We start from the raw sequence: 19,595 nt of genomic DNA on the forward strand, positions 1-19,595 counted from the left end.
TTAACTTTATGATAATGGAGATTCCTCTTTTTTTGTAAAAAAAATATAGAACCAATGACTTTTTTGAAGTCATCAGTCCTATATATTGTAGAGCCCTTATTTTTTGCGTTTCTTTTCTAATTCCATGACAAAACCAACGATGATGATTGCTGCGAAGATGAAGCGGAACGGCGTTTGGAATTGTTCTGGGTTTGCTACTGTTAAAATCGTGATCATATAAACCACGAAGAAGACGATTAGGGCGGCACGCCAACCTAAGTCTTTGAATTTTTGCCACATATAGGTAACCCTTTCTAATGTTATCTGTCAATTAGACAATGGTAGTAGTCTAGAACATGTTTTTGATTTTTTCGATATTTTTAATTTCGACTGATAGTGTGCCATCCGGGTTGTTTTTGATTTCAACCACTTCTGGGTCATTGAATAAGTCTAAGGGAATAGATAATTCAATCCCGTTTTCAAACTTGAATTTTTGGCGTTGCATGTTGTTCCCTAAAAGTTCCGGCATATAAGGGGTTTCATCAGCTAACCCTTGTTCTTTAGTTTCCTCAAAGTAAGCTTGCTTACGAGAGAAATTGTCCCCATACATAACTTCAGCAATCGCTTGGTTATCAATCGCTTGTGTTTCATGAATAGTGTCATGTAGGATTTGTTTTACCTCAGCTAGATCTTGATAGTCATCTTCTCCAAATTTCTTAGCGGTTTTAGCGATAGCCTTTTTGATGATATTTACTGATTCTTTCATACTTGGATTGGTTTGGATATCCAAGAAGATTTCACTTAGATAGTTAATCCGCTCCCCGTATTCTTCTATCAGGTGTTTCTTCTCAATTAAAAAGTATTCTTCTGTATCGATGCAGTATAAAAACCCTTCGTCAATTGCTTGGGTTGGACTAGGTAGAATGGCCCGGTTGATAATCAGGTCATTTTTCAAGTTGTCTTGGTCGTACTCTACATAGTGGGTGTAAGATTCGTTGTGGTTTAACTTGAACATGCCGATAAAATAAGCTTCGTCCAGCCAGAATCCCGTCCACAGTAGATCCGCTGGCTTGATATCAGGGTTTAATTTTGTGAAATTGAAAAAACGGTTGGTCAGTTTTTGTGTGCCATGTAGGAAGTTTTCTGCTTGATTCATGCCCACTAAAATTTCCTTAGCTGGACTTCTATCAGGTAGCTTACCTACTTTTTGCTGTGCCGTGTACATGATTTTGGTCATCATTTTGTCAATATAATCAATCATATATTCCGCTTTATGGTCTAAAAGTGTCTGTGATAAGACCGCTTCGTTGGTGTTGGTATCAAAGATATGTAAAACTGCGGCATCGATCCGTAACATGTCGTATCCCTCTTTCTTTAGCATTCCTTTCTATTTTAACTTATAATAGGATTGTAGGATAGAAAAGATGGTATTAATTTGAAAAAAATACACTCAATTTGATATGTGATTACTGAAAGGAAGCAGCATAAATTATGGTAGCTAGTAATGAGCAATTTCCCCACCAACCGAAGAACATTATTTTCATGGTGTCCGACGGGATGAGCGTTTCACTCGCCTCAGCCTACCGGGAATACCTTCATCAAGATGTTGGTCACTTTAGAACCCCAAGTATCTTTAACCAATACTTGGTAGGCCAACAGTCCACTTATTCCTTTGACCCTTGGGCGACGATTACCGATTCTGCCGCCTCTTCAACAGCCATGGCCACTGGTGCCAAAACCATGAATGGCGTGATTGGCCTAGACAAACAATTGAGCCGGGTAGACTCTGCTTTAGAGATTGCCAAATTGAATAATAAAAAAACAGGCATTGTCGTGACCGCTGAAATCAGCCACGCTACACCTGCAGGTTTCGCGGCCCATGTAGAAAGCCGCTTAGACTATTTTGATATTGCTGACCAATACTTAGACGATACCATTGAAGGCAAGCAAAAAATTGACGTCATGCTTGGTGGTGGTCGTAAACATTTTATCCGCCCAGACCGAAATTTAGCTCAGGAATTTGAAAATCTTGGCTATGATATCGTTCATACTAAGCATGAACTCTTTAATTCCCATAACCCACAAGTCCTTGGCTTATTCTCCGAATTTGGGATTCCAATGGCCATTGATCGTTGGTCAAATGTGACCCCTAGTCTTGGTGAAATGGTCCATTCTGCCATACGCCGATTGGATACGAGTGATGAAGGATTCTTCCTAATGGTTGAAGGGAGTCAAATTGACTGGGCTGCCCACCATAAGGATGTGGTTGGGATCATGAGTGAAATTGATGATTTCGCCGGTGCCTTTCAAGTGGCTATCGATTTCGCCAAGCAAGACGGAGATACCCTTGTCATTGCTACCTCTGACCATGCGACAGGTGGGATGACTATGGGGGCGAATAATATCGATTCGTGGTTGCCTGACTATATTCGAAAAGTTAAAGCAACTCCTCAACACATTGCTGAGTTAACGCAAGAAACCAATGACTGGGTTGAAGTGATTCGTCGTAACATCCAATTTGAATTATCTTCTACCGAGAAAAACCAGTTACGGTCTATCTACCATACATATGTCTATACGTACGAGGAAAAGGTCAGCCGCTTGACCCAAGCCATTCGAGACATTGTAGACCGCCGTTCTAATACGGGTTGGACAACAGGTAACCATACGGGTGAAGACGTCAATGTCTATGCTTATGGACCCGGGTCTGATTACTTTAGAGGCTGGCATGAAAATGCTGAAACCGGCCAACTATTGAAAATATTGGCCGCTGGCCTATCACCAGATGACGATAATTATTAAAATATTGAAAAAAGCAGTAGCGCGATTGAAGTCGCGCTACTGCTTTTTAGGTTCGATTATTTCAGCGAAGGGATAATATCATTTTTCAAGTATTCACGGAAACCGTCTGCTGTTTCTTCGTGACGTAAGGCGAACTGAATGCTAGCTTTTAATAAACCTAGTGGTTCGCCAACTTCATACCATTCACCTTGATAGTCATAGGCTTTTAACTTGTCGCCTTTAGCTAAGTGGTTGATGGCATCTGTTAATTCTATTTCACCTGAGAAAGCATTTTCAGGAATAGCTTCGATGGCATCGAAAATTTCTGGTGGTAAAATGTAACGACCAATCGCCGCTAATTTTTCTTCGGTTTCATTTTGCGGTTTTTCTTCAAACTTATCGATATTGTAGATTCCTGCTTCACCGTTACCAGAAGTCGTCATAATCCCGTAAGAAGAAGTTTCTTTGGCAGGTACACTAGCCCCAGCAATTAATAAAGCATCATCAACTAAATTAGCTTGGTAGCAATCCATCATTTGTTTTGATAATGGTTTTTCACCTGGCGCACTCACCACGATGTCGTCTCCTAATAGTAATAAAAAGGGTTCGTCACCAACAAATGATTTGGCTTGGTAGATAGCGTCCCCTAACCCATTTGGATAGTGCTGACGTTTGAATTGAATATTCAATAATGACGTATCTTCAACCATCTTCAACAACTTATCTTTGTGTTTTTGCTTCAAGTTGTCTTCTAAATCAAAGTTTGCATCAAAATGGTCTTCTACTGAACGCTTGTTACGTCCGGTAATAATTAAAATCTCTTCAATACCACTCTCAATTGCCTCTTCAACAATAAACTGAATGGACGGTTTATCCAAGATTGGAATAATCTCTTTCGCCATCGCTTTAGTTGCTGGTAAGAAACGCGTTCCTAAACCACCAGCTGGAATTACTGCTTTTTTAATCTGTTGTTTAGCCATAATAGCCTCCTTGATTATATTGTCTTTATCTTAGCATAATTTACTTTCAACTAGGAAGGTAAACGGTTATTTTTCAAAAAATTATAATCCGAGCCATCATTTAAACAAATTTATCCGATCAATAATAAAGTAAATAATAACTGACAAGATAATCGAACCGACTAAAATAATGGAAAAACCATGGACATTATCTTCAAGTGGTAAAGCCACGTTCATCCCCCAAAGTCCTGCTGTAATCGTCGGAACGGTCATAATAATGGTAATAACCGTTAGCCTTTTCATAACATCGTTCAAGTTATTTGAAATAACATTCGACAGCATATCGTTCAATTTATTAATGACCGCCATGTCATTCTCAATCATGGTTTCTGCCTGGTTCATCTCGATTTGTACCCTATTGAGGACTCGTTCGTGGTAGCGGGTGTCCTTTTCTAATTGGTTAAAGTATTGGTTAAAGTATTGGTTAATCCGGCTCAAAGTCTTGGCGTTATTATGGACCGCGGTAGATAAGTATACCAGCCCCTTATTGACGTTAATTAAAGCGTAGGACACGTTGTTTTTAGTAGAATGACGGGCCTCCTCCTCAGCTTGTTTGATCAAGCCATGCATATTGGTTACCGCATCGATATGGGCCTGAGCCACCTCATAAAACATGTACATGACAAAGGCGTAAGCAGAGGTCATCGGTAAGTCACAAGGTAAATTTAACCGCTGGATATCTAACATAAAAGGCATATTGGTATGGTTCATGAAAGTGATCACCAAATCCTGCCCCATGACAATCACTAGCGGGGCTGTATGATAGGTATTCTCGCTAATTACCTCATGACCATAGGGATACTGGATAATGATATAGGTAAATAGGTCCCCGTCATCATTTCGGTAATACTCAATCCATGACGTTTCAAACTGGTCATAAACATACTCCCCGAAGTGGACTGGCAAGTGGTAGTCTTCAAGCACCTGCCGCACTTCCCCCTTATCCGGATTTTCATAATGCAACCAGGTTAGTTGCTTGACTTTATTGGCCAAGTCATCTTGAAATCGGTCCTCCTGGTCAAACTGAATCACTTTTCGGTAAACCATCTAATCCGCCTCCCAATGCTAATACAACGCCTTCTCTTCGCAAAAAGGCCAGCACAAAGCTGACCTTTCAATACTTTTATTCTAGTGGATAGTTGATTGGCTGTCTGCCAATAGGTCTTCATAAGCGTAAGCGAACTTCATGATATCGCCAGCCCCCATAAAGATCATGACTGCATTATCATAGTCTAATAATGGTGATACATTTTCCAATGGTAATACTTGAACAGGTTTTGTTACCTTGTTAGCTAGGTCAGAAACAGACACTTGCTTGTTGTCTTTCTCACGCGCAGAAGCGAAAATTTCGCATAAGTATACGTCATCTGACAAGTCCAAAGCACCCGCAAATTCGTCCATTAAAGCGATAGTACGGCTGAATGTATGTGGTTGGAAGACAGAAACAATCCGCTTGTTCGGGTATTTTTGACGGGCAGCATTAATCGTCGCTTTAATTTCTGATGGATGGTGCGCATAGTCATCGATTAAAGTCATATCGCCAATTTTCTTCTCAGAGAAACGGCGTTTAACACCACCGAAAGTACGTAATTCTTCCGCAACACGGTCTGCCGGGAAGTTTTCGAAGTAGCAGAAACCAATCACAGACAAGGCGTTCATTACATTGTGTTCCCCGAATGTTGGAACATCAAAATGACCATAGAATTCACCCAATACATGTACATCAAAATGAGACCCATCAGTAGCTAGATCAACATTTGAAGCCACAATATGGTTGTCGCCACCTTCAAGACCGTAGTACCAAACATCTAAGTCAGATTGATCAGCAAATTGACGTAAATAAGCATCGCCTCCGTATGCAATGACTTTTTTCTTCACTTGGTGAGCAAAAGTCGTATTCGCTGCAAATACTTGGTCAATATTTTCGTAGTAGTCGGGGTGGTCAAAATCGATATTCGTAAAAATCGCGTAGTCTGGGTGGTATGCTAAGAAATGTTTACGGTATTCGTCCGCTTCTAATACAAAATATTCAGCGTCTTCTTGACCCGCGCCAGTACCATCACCGATTAGGAAGTTTGTTGGGTGTAAACCACGCATCACATGCGCCATCAAACCAGTGGTCGATGTTTTGCCGTGAGAACCAGTAATCGCTACACTAGTGTAATCTTTGATTAATTCACCAAGGAAGAAATGGTAGCGCATCACGTCAAGACCTAATTCTTTCGCACGGACCACTTCAGGATGGTCATCGCCAAAAGCGTTGCCGCAAATGATAAACATACCTTCTTGGATGTTGTCAGCGTTAAATGGTAGTAATTCAATACCAGCTTTCTCTAGACCTCGTTGGGTAAAGAAGTAAGTTTCTTGGTCTGAACCCTGAACCTTATAGCCCATATTATGCAAGATTAAGGCTAAGGCACTCATACCTGATCCTTTGATCCCTGTGAAGTGATACGTTAATTCTTTATTCATGCTCGTTAAAATCTCCATTTCCTCGATTAGATTGCGCTTGTTTGTTCTTTAAATAGGGGGTTGATGACGGCTTGTCCTGGCCTGGAAAATAGGAATAATGTCCCGACTTAGCTTGTCTTCCGGGCTGGTTAAAGCTTACTTCTGGTTCATCCGCCATAATACTCTGCAGACCACGATTTAAATGCCCTCGCTTAGGCACAGTGGCTCTTCTAGACGAGGTTTCAGTAACCGGTGTTGCTTGCCGTTTTTCTTGGAATCCATTAGGTTGAGAAACCGCTTCTTCAAAATGAAAATGGCTGCGTTTGGATGACCGAGCAGCCTTGGCATCTTGACGATTACTGGTCCAATCTGTCGGCAAATCATTGGGTTGAAAAGGTCTGCGGAATTGGTAATCTTGATATTCCTGCAACTCTTGACGTAAACGGTCCAATTTTTGCTGGCGCTTGTCATCCACATTGACCGCTTTAAAGACCTCTTGCACCCCTGGATCTTCAACTGGTTTTGTGGTGTCCCGTTCCTCATTGTTGGCGTAGTTAAAATGCCCATATGAGGGTTGGTAGCGGTGACGATGATCTTTATCCCCTAGATAATAGTTCATCTGCTGACGGTCGTTTCCTTGACCCTCTCTTTGATAGGTCTTTTTAGGCGGCATTTGCCTTCCAGAAGATTGGTCCTCCCCCTGGTTATACCAGTTCATGTAATTGGGGAAAGTAATTGGATTGTCATTTTTCTCGTGTAACAAAGAATCATTCTCCTTATGGTAAAATGGGACAAATTGTTCAAGCTGATTTACGGACTTCTCTTCAAATCGCTGCCATTTATCCTTAGAATGTCTCAGTTTGTCATGGTCTCGACTCAACTACTCACCCCCAACACATTACAAGTATATTTTGCCTAATCAGACCATATAATACCTGCTAAGCTTCAACGAAATGTTCACTATTAATTTTATCAAATGAAGTCCCAACTGGCACGTCATTTTTAATTTCAAGGATACCTTTTCGTACATGTTCAGGGTCGACACCTAATTCAAATGCAGAAGTTAACATGCCATAGCTTGAAACGCCACGCAGTTCACCTTCCCAAATCACTTGACCATTTGGCATTACAGCACCTGGTAAGGCCGCCACAACAAACATCCCTTCTCGGACATTTGGCGCACCACAAACAATTTGAACAACCTCATCTGGACTAATTTTGGTTTGCGTAATATGCAAGTGGTCAGAACCTTCTAGATCCTTCACTTCTAAAACCTCAGCCACGACTAAACGCGGATTATCATTGAAAGGAATCGTTTCAAAACCTTGTTCATATAAGGATTGGTTGATTAAGTCTAATTGTGTTTGACTTAAATGAACACGTCCCTTTCCTTCAATTTGAATCATCTTAGAAATATTTTGGATGTTGTAACCCATTGTTTCTTTCGTTTCATTATTGAAAATACGGGTCACATCTCCAACCGTTGAAGTCGCAATACGATCTCTCGTTAATGTACCTTTGGAAAACATGATAACGTCACCGACGCCATCTCGATTATATATACTAATCCACATACTCGTTAAAATCCCCTTCATGTTTCTTTTTTAAAATAAAATTAAGTAAAACTTACGACATAAACCAATAAAAAAGCCTAGTCATCAACTAGACTGGTAATGTCCTATTAAAACGTATAATTATTCTACTAGATTATATACTCATAGTCATAAAAGTGCAAATAATAATAGGATATGAAAAATACCCATTTCCCCCGACAGCCAAGCTTTCCCGCCATGGCATAAATGGTTCCGCCATCATTTAAAATAACTTCACAAAATAAAGCCACTTTATACGCCAAACTATTGTGAATAGGTAAAACTATATTTTGCCAGCCATGATTGTTATAATATATTCATGATCACTTATCGAAATAGATTCACTTATTCAACCTTCAGACAACAAAGGAGCGATTATATGTCTAATCAATACGATCAACAACCAACAAAACGTGACGACATCCTACTAGCAGGTTTCTTATTTGGATGCGGACTAGTTATCGGTGGTGTTGTGGGCGCATTAGTAGCCGACCATTCTAAAAAAGTAGATGGCAATGACGTCCTACAAAAAGCCAAAGCGCTATTCACCGACCCAGGTACCATCGAAGGGTCTTGGATAGAATTACAACCCATTGAAGCAGAACGCTTTGGGCAGAAACAAGAAGTCTTCTACGGCGGGATCTCTCGTACAGAAGACAATGAATTAGTTCAATACGAATTTATGGCAGATCCAAAAACCGGGAACTTTCTAGATTTTTATAAGCTGTAAGCATAATTGAGGGACTGTGGCAATTGAAGTCACAGTCCCTCATTTTTTTATTTAAATTTAGCCAACATATAGTTAATTCTAAAACCACGGGCTGAGAATTTTTCTTCGTACTCTGTTTGCACATTGCCTTCAATAGCCGACTCATGCAAGTTCAATGAAATTTCTAAGAAATCCATGCCATACTGTGACATTGAAGTCAGTGAATATTCAAATAATCCTTGGTTATCCGTTTTGAATTGCAGAAAACCATCTGTTTGCAAAACATGTTTATATTGGTCCAAGAAGGTTTTGAAAGTCAAACGACGTTTCGCATGACGGGCTTTTGGCCACGGATCAGAGAAGTTTAGGAATAACTTGGCTACCTCACCCTCTTCAAAATATGAAGATAGTTCAAGGGCATTCCCTAAAATAAAGCGTAAGTTAGGTAACAATTCACCTTCCAAAGCTTTCTCCATCGCCATCACTAATACTGAATCTTGTAACTCAAGACCAATAAAGTTCACGTCTGGATTACGGCGGGCCATCTCAATAATGAATTGCCCCTTACCAGTTCCCACTTCTAAATGAACAGGATGGTCGTTTTTAAATTCAGCTTGCCATTTCCCCTGCATTGTTTCCGGTTCTAAAATGACATATTCTCTATGTTCTGCCATGGCGTCCTTTGCCCACGGTTTATTTCTTACGCGCATAATATCCTCCTAATGATTTGTTTTATAATTGATTTCGTTCCAAGAAAAAAGAGACGTGACATGAACTGCACATCCCCTTTTTTTGACCAATAACGGTCATAATATCAGGTTTTGAAAGTCAAACGCTTCCGACACTTCCCAAAATACGCCAATACTTGCAGTAATTGGTTGGCTTTTTGAGGCTCGAACCCGGTTTTGGCCCAACTTATGGGAGAGTTTACGCTTTAGCATTTACGCTCCTAAATGCGTTAGAAGCATCTAGTCTTACCGACTTTTGTGACACCTTCCTTACATTTCCCCTACTTGTTGTAAGTAACGGTTATTGTAGATATGTTTTAATTTTAAAATTTTTTGGTTCATGGCAATCATCCGATTTTCGCTGAAGTCTTTTTTGATCATATTCAAGAGATTCAACATCGAATACCATTCGATACGTTGATAGATATCATATGTAATGCGCAAGCCATATAAATCAAACCAGGCATCCCAATTTTTAAAATCAACATATTGCACCAACAATTGACTAATGTCTAGAATAGGATCAGCGATTTTTACCATTTCCCAGTCCACTAGATATAACTGATTGTCCTCAGCTCGTATAAAGTTCCGGCGGTTCAAGTCCCCGTGACACACCGTCTTGCGGACCCCTTCAACCAAATGACGAGTGTCCCATAGGCAAGCAGTCACATCGGCTAATAAGTGATGATGATGCAATTCTTTTGCCAAATCACTTTCATAATCCTGTAAAAAGCGGGCCGGCTCGTAAACCTCGCCGTCAATTTTAACGAGCATGTTATATAAATTATCCGAATGGTGGTAGCGGTACATCAATTTGACTACCGGCAATTGGGCCACTTCAAAATGCGACAAGACATTACCAGATACCCAATCTTGGGCCGTCATAATGTCTCCGCTAGACTCACGCTTGGTCCATTTCAACTTGGGCGCAAATCCTTCCATCGACAAGATGGTTAATAAGGGTGAAGAATTACGTTTTAAAAATACACGTTCATCGTTGGCATCATTATAGCCAACATAGGCTTGACCAGTATCCCCTCCAATGGGTTCGAGAATCCATTCGCGATCAAATTTGTATTCCAAAACCAGTCCTCCTCTCTTTTGCCCAAGTAGTGTCAACTTACTGTATAAAAGAAAAAAGTGAGCAGCGACTCCCTCTTGAGATGCTTACTCCTTTTTTCTTGAGTACTAGTTATTTTAGTTGGAAAACAGGACTTAGTCAACAGACTTAACGTATTCTAACCCTTTTTTCTTTCTTGTGGATAAAACGTGGTAAGTAGAGATAAAGGAAGAATAGGCCTAGTATAATGGTAGAAAGTAGCACCGCACCGGCAAAAATCCAGTCGTGGGTAAGCAAACTCGTTACAGCAAATAGTACAATTTGCGTACAAATTGGTTGAGCCATCATCTGTTTAAAGCCAGTCACCTGTAAACTTTGATCCATTGGATAAACCTGTAATAAGACATGTTGGTTCATTTTCTTAGCCATAGGTAAAATTTGGAAATGACTGAAATATTGAATCAGTAAAATCACCACTAAATTCAACCAGTGACTATTGGTTACAAAGACCAAATATAAAACCCCTACTAAAGTCATCCGGCCCCACAGCGGGTAATAATCACTTGCTCGCCAAAAGGCACGACTGTATAAATAAGCGTAAGGATTGTCCCCGCGGTTGATCACTTTAATAAAGCTATCCAAATACTTGCGTCGTTTACTAGAAACAGCATCTTGTGGCATATTCACAAATAAGGCCAATCCTCGTTTAATTTGCTGCTGGCGGTCTTGTTCCACCGCAACAATCTTATCCCAGTGCCAACCCCTTTTCCCGTCTGAAAAAGGACGAATACCGGTAAAATAAATGGCGATTAAATACAATAGGGCTACACCTAAACACAGATATGGGGTCACAAAGGAAGCCAATAATACCGTGACAAAAACCACTAGATACAAGACTGCCTTATGAATTTTAATCACCCGGCTGCTGGTATAACGCCAGCTTTCTAAAATAATATTTAAGTGGGCTGTCTTAAAGCAAATCAAAATTACGGTCAAGACAATCAATTCAAAGATCGAATAGCCTACCATAGCCATCAGCAGTGGATAAGAAGCAGCTACCATCATGATGATAATGGCACTCGGTAACAGTAATGAATGGTTCAAGGCTGAGCGAAACCAGTCCGTAAATTTCGACTCCATAGGTAAGAGAAAGACCAAGTCTGCCGCCACAATATGTGAAGCCACACCGGTAATAAAAACCCCAACCGTCATCAGAACCGCCCAAATCACGTGGACCCAAACCCCGACCAATCCCTGCGACAAGCCTGACAGCCAGTTGGAATATTGGTAAGCCAAAGCTCCAAATAGGAAGAAGAGGACGATTACGGCATGATCATTAAAAATATATTTGGCATTCCTTAGAAATAAATCTTGCCCTTCTTGCCGCCGTTTTTGGTAAGTGTCAAGCAGACGCATGGTCATCTGCCCCCTTCGCTAAGCGTAGATATAGGTCATCTAAAGTAGCGCCTGGCATTTGATATTGTGCTCGGATTTCATCCAAACTACCTGACGCCACTAACTCACCATTCGCCAAGAATAAGAATCGGTCACAATACTGTTCAGCTGTTGCTAAGACATGAGTGGTCATTAATACTGACGCACCCGCATCACGTTTGGCCTTCAAAGTATCGATAAAATCATGGATAGCCAGTGGATCTAACCCAAGAAATGGTTCATCCACTACATATAAAGATGTCTCCACTAGGAAGGCACAGACAATCATCACCTTTTGCTTCATCCCTTTTGAAAAATGAATCGGCAGCCAATCTAACCGTTTATCTAAACGAAAGGTTTCTAGTAAAGGTTGGGCATTTCTTAGTGCTTCTGCCTGCCCTAAACCGTAGGCCATCCCAGTTAATTCAATATGCTCTCTCAAAGTCAATGATTCATATAGTACGGGCATTTCCGGAATATAAGTGAAGGATTGGCGATAGGCATTGGCGTCATCGGTTAACTGATGACCGTCAATGGCAATCTCCCCCTTCATCGCTCGCATCAGGCCGATAATATGTTTAATGGTAGTTGATTTACCCGCACCATTTAGCCCAATCAAGCCAACAATCTCACCTGATGCAATTTCAAAATTCATATCTTTTAGTACAGGCTGACTAGAGTAGCCACCTGTAAGTCCTTTAACTGTTAATGTCATTTTGTTCATCCTTTTATTGATCTCGATTTAATCTAGCATTTAAGTTTAATGATAAAGAAATCATTTCAACTCTAGCATAGCACTGAAATTGTTCCCTTCCCATCATTTATGTTAAAATTAATACAATTATAGCCTTTAATTTAACATTATTTTCGAGTAAATGCGATGAATTAACCCGGCCAAAGTTAACCCAATATTGAAAGCGAGGACTATTCATGGATAATTGTATCTTCTGTAAAATTGCAAACGGTGAAATCCCCACAAACAAAGTCTACGAAGACGAAGTGGTGATAGCCTTCCTAGATATGAGCCAAGTCACAAAAGGCCATACCTTACTGGTACCTAAAAAACACATCCAAGACATTTTCGGCTACTCATCAAATGACGCTGGCGCAGTCTTCAAACGCATCCCATTAGTTGCCAACGCATTAAAAGATGCTTTCCCAGATATGCAAGGTTTAAATATTTTAAACAACAATGGCGAGATGGCCTACCAATCTGTTTTCCATTCACACGTCCACTTAATCCCTAGATACAACGGGGAAAATGACGGCTTTGGTCTAAAATGGGAACCAGCCCAAGAAGGCACATACGCTGATGAAGACTTAAACCACATTGCCAACACAATCAACCAACAAATCGAGGGATAATATGAAAAAATTTATTACTGGTATTCTATTTGGTGCCGTTGCTGGTGCAGGCTATGCCTTATTAAAGACACCACACTCAGGCACTGAAAATAGAGAACGTTTGAAAAACTATTTAGACGATGTCACTTATGCAGCCAATGATCTAACTGGCTCAATCGCCCAAGCACAAAATGCAGTTACAGACTTAGCCCAACAAGGCTTATCTTCTGCCAAAGTTGCCCGTGATGAAATCACTTTAGCCATCAATGATTTCAACCAATCAACTGCCCCACAAATTTCAGAAATTCAAAAACAAGTGGCAAAACTACAAAATGACTTATCCGCCGCTGACATCCGTGCTAACGAGGAAAATGCTGATTCTTAAAGATGTTTTAAATATGAAGATTTCTTGATTAATCTTCTGAATCATTGTGTATAGCATTTTTGGTATGCTATATTAAGACTTGTATTACAAGATTTGACAGGAGTGAATCGAGAAAATGATGATTAGTAAGAAATTCAAACTTACTTCAATTGCCTTATTAAGTACTGTTGCTCTAGCAGCGTGCTCAACTGGCTCAAGTGATGGTTCAAGCGCCGTTGCAACTGGTGATGGTGTTGAAGTAACCAACGAAGAATTACAAGCCGAATTAAAATCAACATACGGTAACACCGTATTGCAAAAATTAATTATGGAAGAAGTATTCGTAAACGAAGTCGGCGATGACCGAGCTAAAGAATTAAAAGAAGAAGCAACTACTGAAGTTGAAACGCTAATCGCTAATTATGGCGGAGAAGATCAATTCAATACTGTATTAGCATCTTCTGGTTTCTCAGACCGTGAAGACTACGAACACCAAGTTTACTACTACAAATTAATGAGTGAATCTGTATCTAAATACATCGAGGTTACTGACGAAGAAATTCAAACAGCCTACGATGAATACACACCTTCATTCACTGTTTCACACATCTTAGTGGATGATGAAGAAACTGCTAAAGACTTGATTGCCCAATTAGATGATGGTGCTGACTTCGCTGAATTAGCGAAAGAAAACTCAACAGATACAGCATCTGCTGAAAACGGTGGTTCATTAGGTGAAGTAAATGCTGATTCTGGGTTAGATGAAACATTCTACGCTGCAGCAGAAGAACTATCTGAAGGCGAGTACACAACTACACCAGTTGAAACTGACTACGGTTTCCACATCATCAAGATGGATGAAAAACCTGAAAAAGGTTCTCTAGAAGACGAAACTGAACAACTGAAAGAATCTATTATTTCTGAAAAATTAACTGATTCTACTTTAGTTGCTGGTATCGTTTCTGACATCATGACAGCCCACAACATCGATATTAAAGACGATGACTTGAAGACTGCCCTAGATGACGTGATTATCACTGAAGAAGAACAAGAATCATTAGATGCTGAATCTGAGTCAGCTGCCGCAGCAAGTGAATCAGCTGCTAGCGAATCTGCAGCTTCAAGTGAAGAATCATCTGAATCTACTGAATCTTCTAGCGAAGAATCAACTTCAGAAGAATCTAGCACAGAGGAATCATCAACAGAGTCTTCTTCAACTGAATCTTCTGAATCATCAGAAGCAGCTTCAAGCGAAGCATCATCTTCAGCTGAATAAGCTAACTGACATACCTAAATGGAAAGCCCAGCCGGTTGCGGATGGGCTTTTTTGATGTGATTGATCTAGGAATTGTATTTTGATATTATTTGTGACTTATATAAGCCTCGGATTCCGTTTTATCTGTCATTGACTTAAAAATTAATCAATACGGGACTGAATTTCTGTAAGGGTTGCTGGTGTTTAATCTGCGTCGAATAAGTCTGGACTCAATACGTAAAGCCCATTAACCATCATGTTATGCTTTCTTTAGTGTTTCATCTATCTAAATGCTCAATATCACATTGAGGTTTAATTCGCATAATTTTAGCTGGCATAATAAAAAACGGAATACCCCTTAACTGAGGTATTCCGTTCTTACTATGCTGGACAATTATTGCCGTTCACCACTTGGAAATTGTTGTTACAAGTAGCTTTGATTTCTTTGTGTGTTTCAAAGTAGCGAGAGATTAATTGATTCATCTCCAGGTTGACTTCACGGACAATTTTTGATGAATCAAACATGTGATAGTCACCACCACCAACAGCTCGATACTGGTTGAGGGTCACTTCAAATTCAGCTTCTAAATCCAATGGTTGCCCGTGGTAGTTTAATTTGGTTACCCGTTGACCAATGGGTTTTGATACATCAATGATGTAGTCAATCCCTTCATACATGTCGTAATTATAGGCTTTTGGTTTGGGATATAGCCAATCCTTAGACATGACGATTTCTTGGTCTTCATTCAAAATGAAAAATTCTGCTGATTGCTCGATAGCTGCTTTCAATTCTGCTCCGGTGATTTTAACCACGGCTAAGGTGTTAGGGAATGGGTAATTATTGAGTACGTCACGGACGGTTACTTCGTTTGGAAAGCCCTTGGCATCATTATTAAATAAGGCTGCCGCTGATATTTCTGTTTGCCCGTAATAGTTTTGTACCCGGTGGACAAATTCGACGTATGGGTGGTCATGGATGCGGGCCATATCCACATTGTCAATCTTCATGTCCCCTTGAATGGTCCCCACAGGTTGGTCCAACCAATTTTCTATTTCTGCTTGTAAGTCCGCCAATCTTGCAGCGGCTTCTTTTTGAATTGGTGTGTCCACGGTCGAGCTTATTAATTCAGGCACTGCATCTACTAAGGTCCAGTGGTCATCGCCATTGTATTGGTTTAAGTCTAATGTTACTTTACCAAGATGGCGGCCTTTGTCCCCTGGCATGACAACTGCTACACCGTTCACGACGCGGGCGATTTCATTGTGCTGGTGGCCAGTTAATAAGACATCAATCCCTGGCACTTCATGAGTTAAGGCGTAGCCCTCATTTTCCCCGGCGCCTTGTTCTACTGGTTCAAGGGTGTCTAGGTCACACTCAAAGCCTCCGTGGTAAGCGACAACGACTACGTCAGCCATACTTCTTAACATAGGCACATATTCTTTGGCCGTTTCGACAGCTGACCTAAACTGCAGGCCAGTGATGTGTGCAGGATGCTCCCAGTGAGGAATGTATTGCGTGGTTAGGCCCAAAACAGCAATCTTAATGCCCATGCGTTCGAATATTTTATAGGGTTGACCGAAAAATGGTTGGTCAGTGTCATCTATAATATTGGCGCATAGAATGGGAAATTGTGCTTTTCGATATGAATTCAACAGGTATTCTTGTCCGTAATTGAATTCATGGTTTCCCGGCACTCCCATGTCATAACCCATCCGATTCATATTTTCTACAATTGTTGCTGCTGAATGGCGGTGCTTTTGTAGGTAATGGGTTAGTGGCGATCCTTGAATGATATCTCCTGTAGAAATGAGCAAACTACTTTTATCAGCCAAGAGGTCTTTCTCCCGCAAGTAGTTTTCATAAACCTTTAACAGGCCAAATGGCTGGTTTTCACCTCTAGTCAAATAACTTGTGGGATAGATATACCCGTGAATATCGCTCGTTTGAAAAATTGTCACCTGTTTGATTAGAATTTCCCCCTCAAACTATATAGCTTTTCTTATATTTCGGATATACAACATGTAATCCTAAGTTTGCTATTAGTTTACCATAGTAATGCGGTTTGAATGTATGCCAAGGAATAATATTTTGGGTCCGAATTCGATTGGCGATATTGAGTAAATCCGTCTGGCTAGCGTGACCACTGACCCCAAATGACACGAAGGGGATGTCTATACTTTTTAAATAAGCAATCATTCGGCTATAAGCTGGCATATATTCCCCAATTGGTTCCCCATTTGTATGCAGGTAAATCGCTGGCTTTAAGTCTGCCAAGATTGAAATATTTTCAAAAGCATTTTGTAATAGATACAATTCTGGGTCTTTTTTCAGTAATTTTAAGTTGATGTATCTCGGTCTATTTTCCAGACTATAACCCACACCATTTGACCTATCTTCGGACAATATCAGAAAATCCGCATCCGGGTAAAAGGCCTGGTAGACATTGGCATAAGTTGGTTCAAGGACCATTTGTCGACCCATTGCCTTTGCTGCTTGATTAAAATAGTGGATCCGCTCGACGTTTCGCATATAAGGATTAAAGACAATTAAATCATTGGCATATTCGGTCAAACCCTTTTTAAAATTGTCCAACAAATTAGCTTCTGAAGTGATCCGGTCTTCTTCCACATCAAAAGAGAATGAGGTCCCTTCAATAAAGACATAATCCGGTTCAAACTGATTGATAGCCTCTACTAACTGGTCGACTTTTTCAGGATGGTAGCCCGTCAAACGAAAGTCGCCCGTATGGACAAATTTAGCTTCAGGCGTTTGGATAAAAATGCTCGCAATTCCTTTGATATCGTGGTCTGACTCCTGGAAAAAGAGTTGAATGTCCCCAATCGTCACTAATTCCCCGTAGTCAATCCCATGTAATTTGGCTACTGGCGCCACTTCGTCGCCTACCTCAATCAATGCTTCATATAGGGTGAGCGAATCTTTGGTCAAGTAAACTTCAACCTCAGCTGGCAGGAATTTTAACCCGCCCATATGGTCGATGTGGAGATGGGAGATGAAAATCGCTTGCGTCAATTCTTGGCTTTCAACACCAGCTAGCTGGATAGTTTGAAAATCGCTGGTATCAAATAAACCTGGAATTTGTGGCAATTTCCCTTCTACCAAGGTACTTTCTAAGGCAGTTAAATTCTCTAGTGGTTGGTCTTTATTGGCCTCGCCGGTTAAGCCAAAATCACAAATGACTCTAGCTTGTTGGGTACTGATTTCCACGATATTGCCACCGATTGTTTCAATGCCACTCCAAATTTGAAATGTTGTCATACCGGTCTCCTTTCTTAAAATGTAAGAGCCGATGCCAAGAGAGGAAGGTTTGAATAAAACGCAGTCCTCTTCTATGCATTAGGCTTTTATTTACCTGTATATTTAGAAAATGTGGCATCTGAATGACTTGTGGTCCAGATCAACCATTATTGGTTGTCTGCTAAGATGCTTTCTACTTCTGCTTGCAAGTTATCCAAGACTTCTTGTGGGTCGGCACCATTTACAGCGATTTCTTCCATTGCCGCGACCACTTGGTTGCGGAATTCTCCGTAGCCAACGAAAGTTTCTGATGAAGTACCGTATGAAAGTTCTTCTGTTGCCGCTTGGTATTGTGGATTTTCTTCTAAGTAACTTGCGTATGTTTCATCTTCTAATGCTGATTGACGAACTGGTAGGTAACCTGTTTCCATTGACCAGAAGGCTGTATTCTCAGGTTCTAGTAGGAATTTTGTAAAAGCAACAAATCCTGCTTGCTCTTCTTCAGAAGCGTCAGCGAATAGCCCTAAATCATTCCCTGCAAACAAGGTTAATTCTGTGTCATTTAATGTTGGAATTTCTGCTACCGCCCAGTTGATACCTGATTCAGCGGCCCCTTCTTCAACAAAGCCCAAACCTGCTGAAGAACCAATATATAAGGCTGTTGCGCCGTTTGCAAAAGGTGTTGACATGTAACCATCTTCACCGGCAGTACGTGCATAGCCATTGTCTAAAGCATCTTTAATGATGGTTAAAGCTTCAACTGCCGCTTCATCATTAACAGAAGCAGTACCCGCTTCAGCGTCGATAAAGTCTGATCCGTTTTGGCGGGCCATTGTTTCCCATTCCATTTCAAAGCCGTTTTCAAAGCCCATAGCGTAGGCATCGTCGCCTGCTTCAACCATTAATTCACCAAGGGCAGTCACATCTTCCCAAGTTTCTGGCACCTCAACTCCGTACTCATCTAATAAGTCTTGGTTGTAGTACATGACACGCGTTGATTTTGAGAATGGCATCGCATAACGCTCACCATTATATTGCGTTGATCCCCAGAATCCTTCATAAACATCGTCGATATCTTCTTGGGTAAAGTCGTTAGCCGCTAATAAGTTATCTAAAATTGGTAATAATAAGTCATTTGAGGCATATTCCACCACATCAGTTGCTGTTAATTGAGACATGGTTGGTAAATCACCTGAAACTGCTGCTGCCGTCACAGATTGTGCCAAAGTATTGTAGTCACCTTGATTTTGTTCTACTACGGTATATTTGTCTTGCGATTTGTTAAAGTCATTGACTAATCTTGTTAACGCGTCCCCTTGTGGCCCAGTCATAGCATGCCAGAAAGTTAACTCAACTTTTTCCCCGTCAGCACTTGATGAAGATGTTTCTGATGAAGACGCGTCGACAGATGTTGAACTTGACCCTGACTCACTTGAACCACCGTTGCCACATGCTACTAAGAATAAACTTGCAGACAATAATCCCAATCCCGCTTTTAACCATTTCACTTCTAATTTCATTATTTTCTTCTCTCCTTATGATAAAATCCCTTAAGCAATTTTTGATGCTGAACTTAATTCATAACGCTCATAATGACAAGTAACCGTGACTACAATGATCCTT

General features: G+C 40.6%; 19 protein-coding genes. 5 read left to right on the forward strand and 14 right to left on the reverse strand.

The features are described 5' to 3' along the window. Nucleotides 1–96 precede the first annotated feature (96 nt). Together ACFW0C_RS09140 and ACFW0C_RS09145 are read right to left on the reverse strand one after the other, a co-directional pair. A complete protein-coding gene (locus tag ACFW0C_RS09140; RefSeq protein WP_003141595.1) occupies nucleotides 97–279 on the reverse strand; it encodes a hypothetical protein in 183 nt (60 codons plus the stop codon). A 49-nt stretch (nucleotides 280–328) separates the two neighbouring features. Then, entirely contained in the window at nucleotides 329–1,336 is a 1,008-nt protein-coding gene (locus ACFW0C_RS09145; protein ID WP_378106907.1) for a nucleoid-associated protein, read from the reverse strand. Between the two features lie 134 nt (nucleotides 1,337–1,470). On the opposite strand from ACFW0C_RS09145, the gene ACFW0C_RS09150 reads away from it, so the two are divergent. After that, a complete protein-coding gene (locus ACFW0C_RS09150) occupies nucleotides 1,471–2,781 on the forward strand; it encodes an alkaline phosphatase (RefSeq protein ID WP_378106908.1) in 1,311 nt (436 codons plus the stop codon). 56 nt (nucleotides 2,782–2,837) lie between these two features. Here ACFW0C_RS09150 and ACFW0C_RS09155 read toward each other — a convergent pair whose 3' ends face one another. From ACFW0C_RS09155 to ytpR, 5 genes are all read right to left on the reverse strand, one after another. After that, complete coding sequence (locus ACFW0C_RS09155; RefSeq protein ID WP_378106909.1) at nucleotides 2,838–3,740, reverse strand: UTP--glucose-1-phosphate uridylyltransferase; 903 nt, start codon at nucleotides 3,738–3,740, stop codon at nucleotides 2,838–2,840. Nucleotides 3,741–3,836: 96 nt separating this feature from the next. Further along, the gene (locus ACFW0C_RS09160; protein ID WP_378106910.1) at nucleotides 3,837–4,826 is read right to left on the reverse strand and encodes a magnesium transporter CorA family protein; all 990 of its coding nucleotides are present in this window, start codon (nucleotides 4,824–4,826) and stop codon (nucleotides 3,837–3,839) included. 81 nt (nucleotides 4,827–4,907) lie between these two features. Then, nucleotides 4,908–6,251 carry a UDP-N-acetylmuramate--L-alanine ligase gene (gene murC / locus ACFW0C_RS09165; RefSeq protein ID WP_378106911.1) on the reverse strand — a complete coding sequence of 448 codons (1,344 nt, stop codon included), beginning with the start codon at nucleotides 6,249–6,251 and terminating at the stop codon, nucleotides 4,908–4,910. Further along, on the reverse strand, nucleotides 6,244–7,110 hold the full coding sequence (locus ACFW0C_RS09170; RefSeq protein WP_378106912.1) for a hypothetical protein: 867 nt from the start codon (nucleotides 7,108–7,110) through the stop codon (nucleotides 6,244–6,246). Before ACFW0C_RS09170 ends, murC begins: the two co-directional genes overlap by 8 nt. A gap of 58 nt (nucleotides 7,111–7,168) precedes the next feature. Continuing rightward, nucleotides 7,169–7,804 (reverse strand): YtpR family tRNA-binding protein, encoded by a 636-nt coding sequence (ytpR, locus tag ACFW0C_RS09175; RefSeq protein ID WP_378106913.1) that lies wholly within the window; start codon nucleotides 7,802–7,804, stop codon nucleotides 7,169–7,171. Nucleotides 7,805–8,201: 397 nt separating this feature from the next. Between ytpR and ACFW0C_RS09180 the strand changes: the two genes are divergently transcribed. Continuing rightward, a complete protein-coding gene (locus ACFW0C_RS09180; RefSeq protein ID WP_378106914.1) occupies nucleotides 8,202–8,552 on the forward strand; it encodes a hypothetical protein in 351 nt (116 codons plus the stop codon). Nucleotides 8,553–8,599: 47 nt separating this feature from the next. On the opposite strand, the gene trmB is transcribed toward ACFW0C_RS09180, so the two are convergent. The 4 genes from trmB to ACFW0C_RS09200 all read right to left on the reverse strand — a co-directional run bounded on the left by trmB (nucleotide 8,600) and on the right by ACFW0C_RS09200 (nucleotide 12,468). Further along, nucleotides 8,600–9,241, reverse strand: coding sequence for a tRNA (guanosine(46)-N7)-methyltransferase TrmB (gene trmB, locus ACFW0C_RS09185; protein WP_378106915.1), 642 nt, complete (start codon nucleotides 9,239–9,241; stop codon nucleotides 8,600–8,602). Nucleotides 9,242–9,529: 288 nt separating this feature from the next. Continuing rightward, entirely contained in the window at nucleotides 9,530–10,342 is an 813-nt protein-coding gene (locus ACFW0C_RS09190) for a phosphotransferase family protein (protein WP_378106916.1), read from the reverse strand. A 145-nt stretch (nucleotides 10,343–10,487) separates the two neighbouring features. Then, nucleotides 10,488–11,735, reverse strand: a complete 1,248-nt coding sequence (locus tag ACFW0C_RS09195) for an ABC transporter permease (protein WP_378106917.1) — start codon at nucleotides 11,733–11,735, stop codon at nucleotides 10,488–10,490. Continuing rightward, nucleotides 11,722–12,468: an ABC transporter ATP-binding protein gene (locus ACFW0C_RS09200; RefSeq protein ID WP_313552179.1), complete on the reverse strand. Its 747-nt coding sequence runs from the start codon at nucleotides 12,466–12,468 to the stop codon at nucleotides 11,722–11,724. The genes ACFW0C_RS09195 and ACFW0C_RS09200 overlap by 14 nt, the downstream gene beginning before the upstream one ends. Before the next feature lie 215 nt (nucleotides 12,469–12,683). Here ACFW0C_RS09200 and ACFW0C_RS09205 point away from each other — a divergent pair, with 215 nt between their 5' ends. The 3 genes from ACFW0C_RS09205 (at nucleotide 12,684) to ACFW0C_RS09215 (ending at nucleotide 14,737) form a co-directional block, all read left to right on the forward strand. Then, the gene (locus ACFW0C_RS09205; protein WP_313552177.1) at nucleotides 12,684–13,118 is read left to right on the forward strand and encodes an HIT family protein; all 435 of its coding nucleotides are present in this window, start codon (nucleotides 12,684–12,686) and stop codon (nucleotides 13,116–13,118) included. Between the two features lies 1 nt (nucleotide 13,119). Then, the gene (locus tag ACFW0C_RS09210) at nucleotides 13,120–13,482 is read left to right on the forward strand and encodes a YtxH domain-containing protein (protein WP_313552176.1); all 363 of its coding nucleotides are present in this window, start codon (nucleotides 13,120–13,122) and stop codon (nucleotides 13,480–13,482) included. 115 nt (nucleotides 13,483–13,597) lie between these two features. Further along, complete coding sequence (locus ACFW0C_RS09215) at nucleotides 13,598–14,737, forward strand: peptidylprolyl isomerase (protein ID WP_338192389.1); 1,140 nt, start codon at nucleotides 13,598–13,600, stop codon at nucleotides 14,735–14,737. A 360-nt stretch (nucleotides 14,738–15,097) separates the two neighbouring features. Here the strand turns inward: ACFW0C_RS09215 and ACFW0C_RS09220 are convergent, their stop codons facing one another. The 3 genes from ACFW0C_RS09220 to ACFW0C_RS09230 form a co-directional block, all read right to left on the reverse strand. Continuing rightward, nucleotides 15,098–16,675, reverse strand: coding sequence for a bifunctional UDP-sugar hydrolase/5'-nucleotidase (locus tag ACFW0C_RS09220; RefSeq protein WP_338191936.1), 1,578 nt, complete (start codon nucleotides 16,673–16,675; stop codon nucleotides 15,098–15,100). Nucleotides 16,676–16,697: 22 nt separating this feature from the next. After that, nucleotides 16,698–17,993 carry an MBL fold metallo-hydrolase gene (locus tag ACFW0C_RS09225; protein WP_338191937.1) on the reverse strand — a complete coding sequence of 432 codons (1,296 nt, stop codon included), beginning with the start codon at nucleotides 17,991–17,993 and terminating at the stop codon, nucleotides 16,698–16,700. Nucleotides 17,994–18,139: 146 nt separating this feature from the next. Then, nucleotides 18,140–19,492: an ABC transporter substrate-binding protein gene (locus ACFW0C_RS09230; RefSeq protein ID WP_338191938.1), complete on the reverse strand. Its 1,353-nt coding sequence runs from the start codon at nucleotides 19,490–19,492 to the stop codon at nucleotides 18,140–18,142. Between the last annotated feature and the right edge of the window lie 103 nt (nucleotides 19,493–19,595).

The sequence above is a fragment of the Aerococcus sp. NPDC058936 genome, from assembly GCF_042741995.1.
Classification (GTDB): domain Bacteria; phylum Bacillota; class Bacilli; order Lactobacillales; family Aerococcaceae; genus Aerococcus.

Excerpts from the sequence above, each read along its gene's own strand:
- trmB (WP_378106915.1), bottom strand. The coding sequence starts at position 9,241 with ATGCGCGTAAGAAATAAACCGTGGGCAAAGGACGCCATGGCAGAACAT.
- ACFW0C_RS09230 (WP_338191938.1), bottom strand. The coding sequence starts at position 19,492 with ATGAAATTAGAAGTGAAATGGTTAAAAGCGGGATTGGGATTATTGTCT.
- ACFW0C_RS09195 (WP_378106917.1), bottom strand. The coding sequence starts at position 11,735 with ATGCGTCTGCTTGACACTTACCAAAAACGGCGGCAAGAAGGGCAAGAT.
- ACFW0C_RS09180 (WP_378106914.1), top strand. The coding sequence starts at position 8,202 with ATGTCTAATCAATACGATCAACAACCAACAAAACGTGACGACATCCTA.
- ACFW0C_RS09200 (WP_313552179.1), bottom strand. The coding sequence starts at position 12,468 with ATGACATTAACAGTTAAAGGACTTACAGGTGGCTACTCTAGTCAGCCT.
- ACFW0C_RS09140 (WP_003141595.1), bottom strand. The coding sequence starts at position 279 with ATGTGGCAAAAATTCAAAGACTTAGGTTGGCGTGCCGCCCTAATCGTC.
- ACFW0C_RS09150 (WP_378106908.1), top strand. The coding sequence starts at position 1,471 with ATGGTAGCTAGTAATGAGCAATTTCCCCACCAACCGAAGAACATTATT.
- ACFW0C_RS09205 (WP_313552177.1), top strand. The coding sequence starts at position 12,684 with ATGGATAATTGTATCTTCTGTAAAATTGCAAACGGTGAAATCCCCACA.
- ACFW0C_RS09225 (WP_338191937.1), bottom strand. The coding sequence starts at position 17,993 with ATGACAACATTTCAAATTTGGAGTGGCATTGAAACAATCGGTGGCAAT.
- ACFW0C_RS09215 (WP_338192389.1), top strand. The coding sequence starts at position 13,598 with ATGATGATTAGTAAGAAATTCAAACTTACTTCAATTGCCTTATTAAGT.
- ACFW0C_RS09155 (WP_378106909.1), bottom strand. The coding sequence starts at position 3,740 with ATGGCTAAACAACAGATTAAAAAAGCAGTAATTCCAGCTGGTGGTTTA.
- ACFW0C_RS09145 (WP_378106907.1), bottom strand. The coding sequence starts at position 1,336 with ATGTTACGGATCGATGCCGCAGTTTTACATATCTTTGATACCAACACC.
- ytpR (WP_378106913.1), bottom strand. The coding sequence starts at position 7,804 with ATGTGGATTAGTATATATAATCGAGATGGCGTCGGTGACGTTATCATG.
- ACFW0C_RS09160 (WP_378106910.1), bottom strand. The coding sequence starts at position 4,826 with ATGGTTTACCGAAAAGTGATTCAGTTTGACCAGGAGGACCGATTTCAA.
- murC (WP_378106911.1), bottom strand. The coding sequence starts at position 6,251 with ATGAATAAAGAATTAACGTATCACTTCACAGGGATCAAAGGATCAGGT.
- ACFW0C_RS09210 (WP_313552176.1), top strand. The coding sequence starts at position 13,120 with ATGAAAAAATTTATTACTGGTATTCTATTTGGTGCCGTTGCTGGTGCA.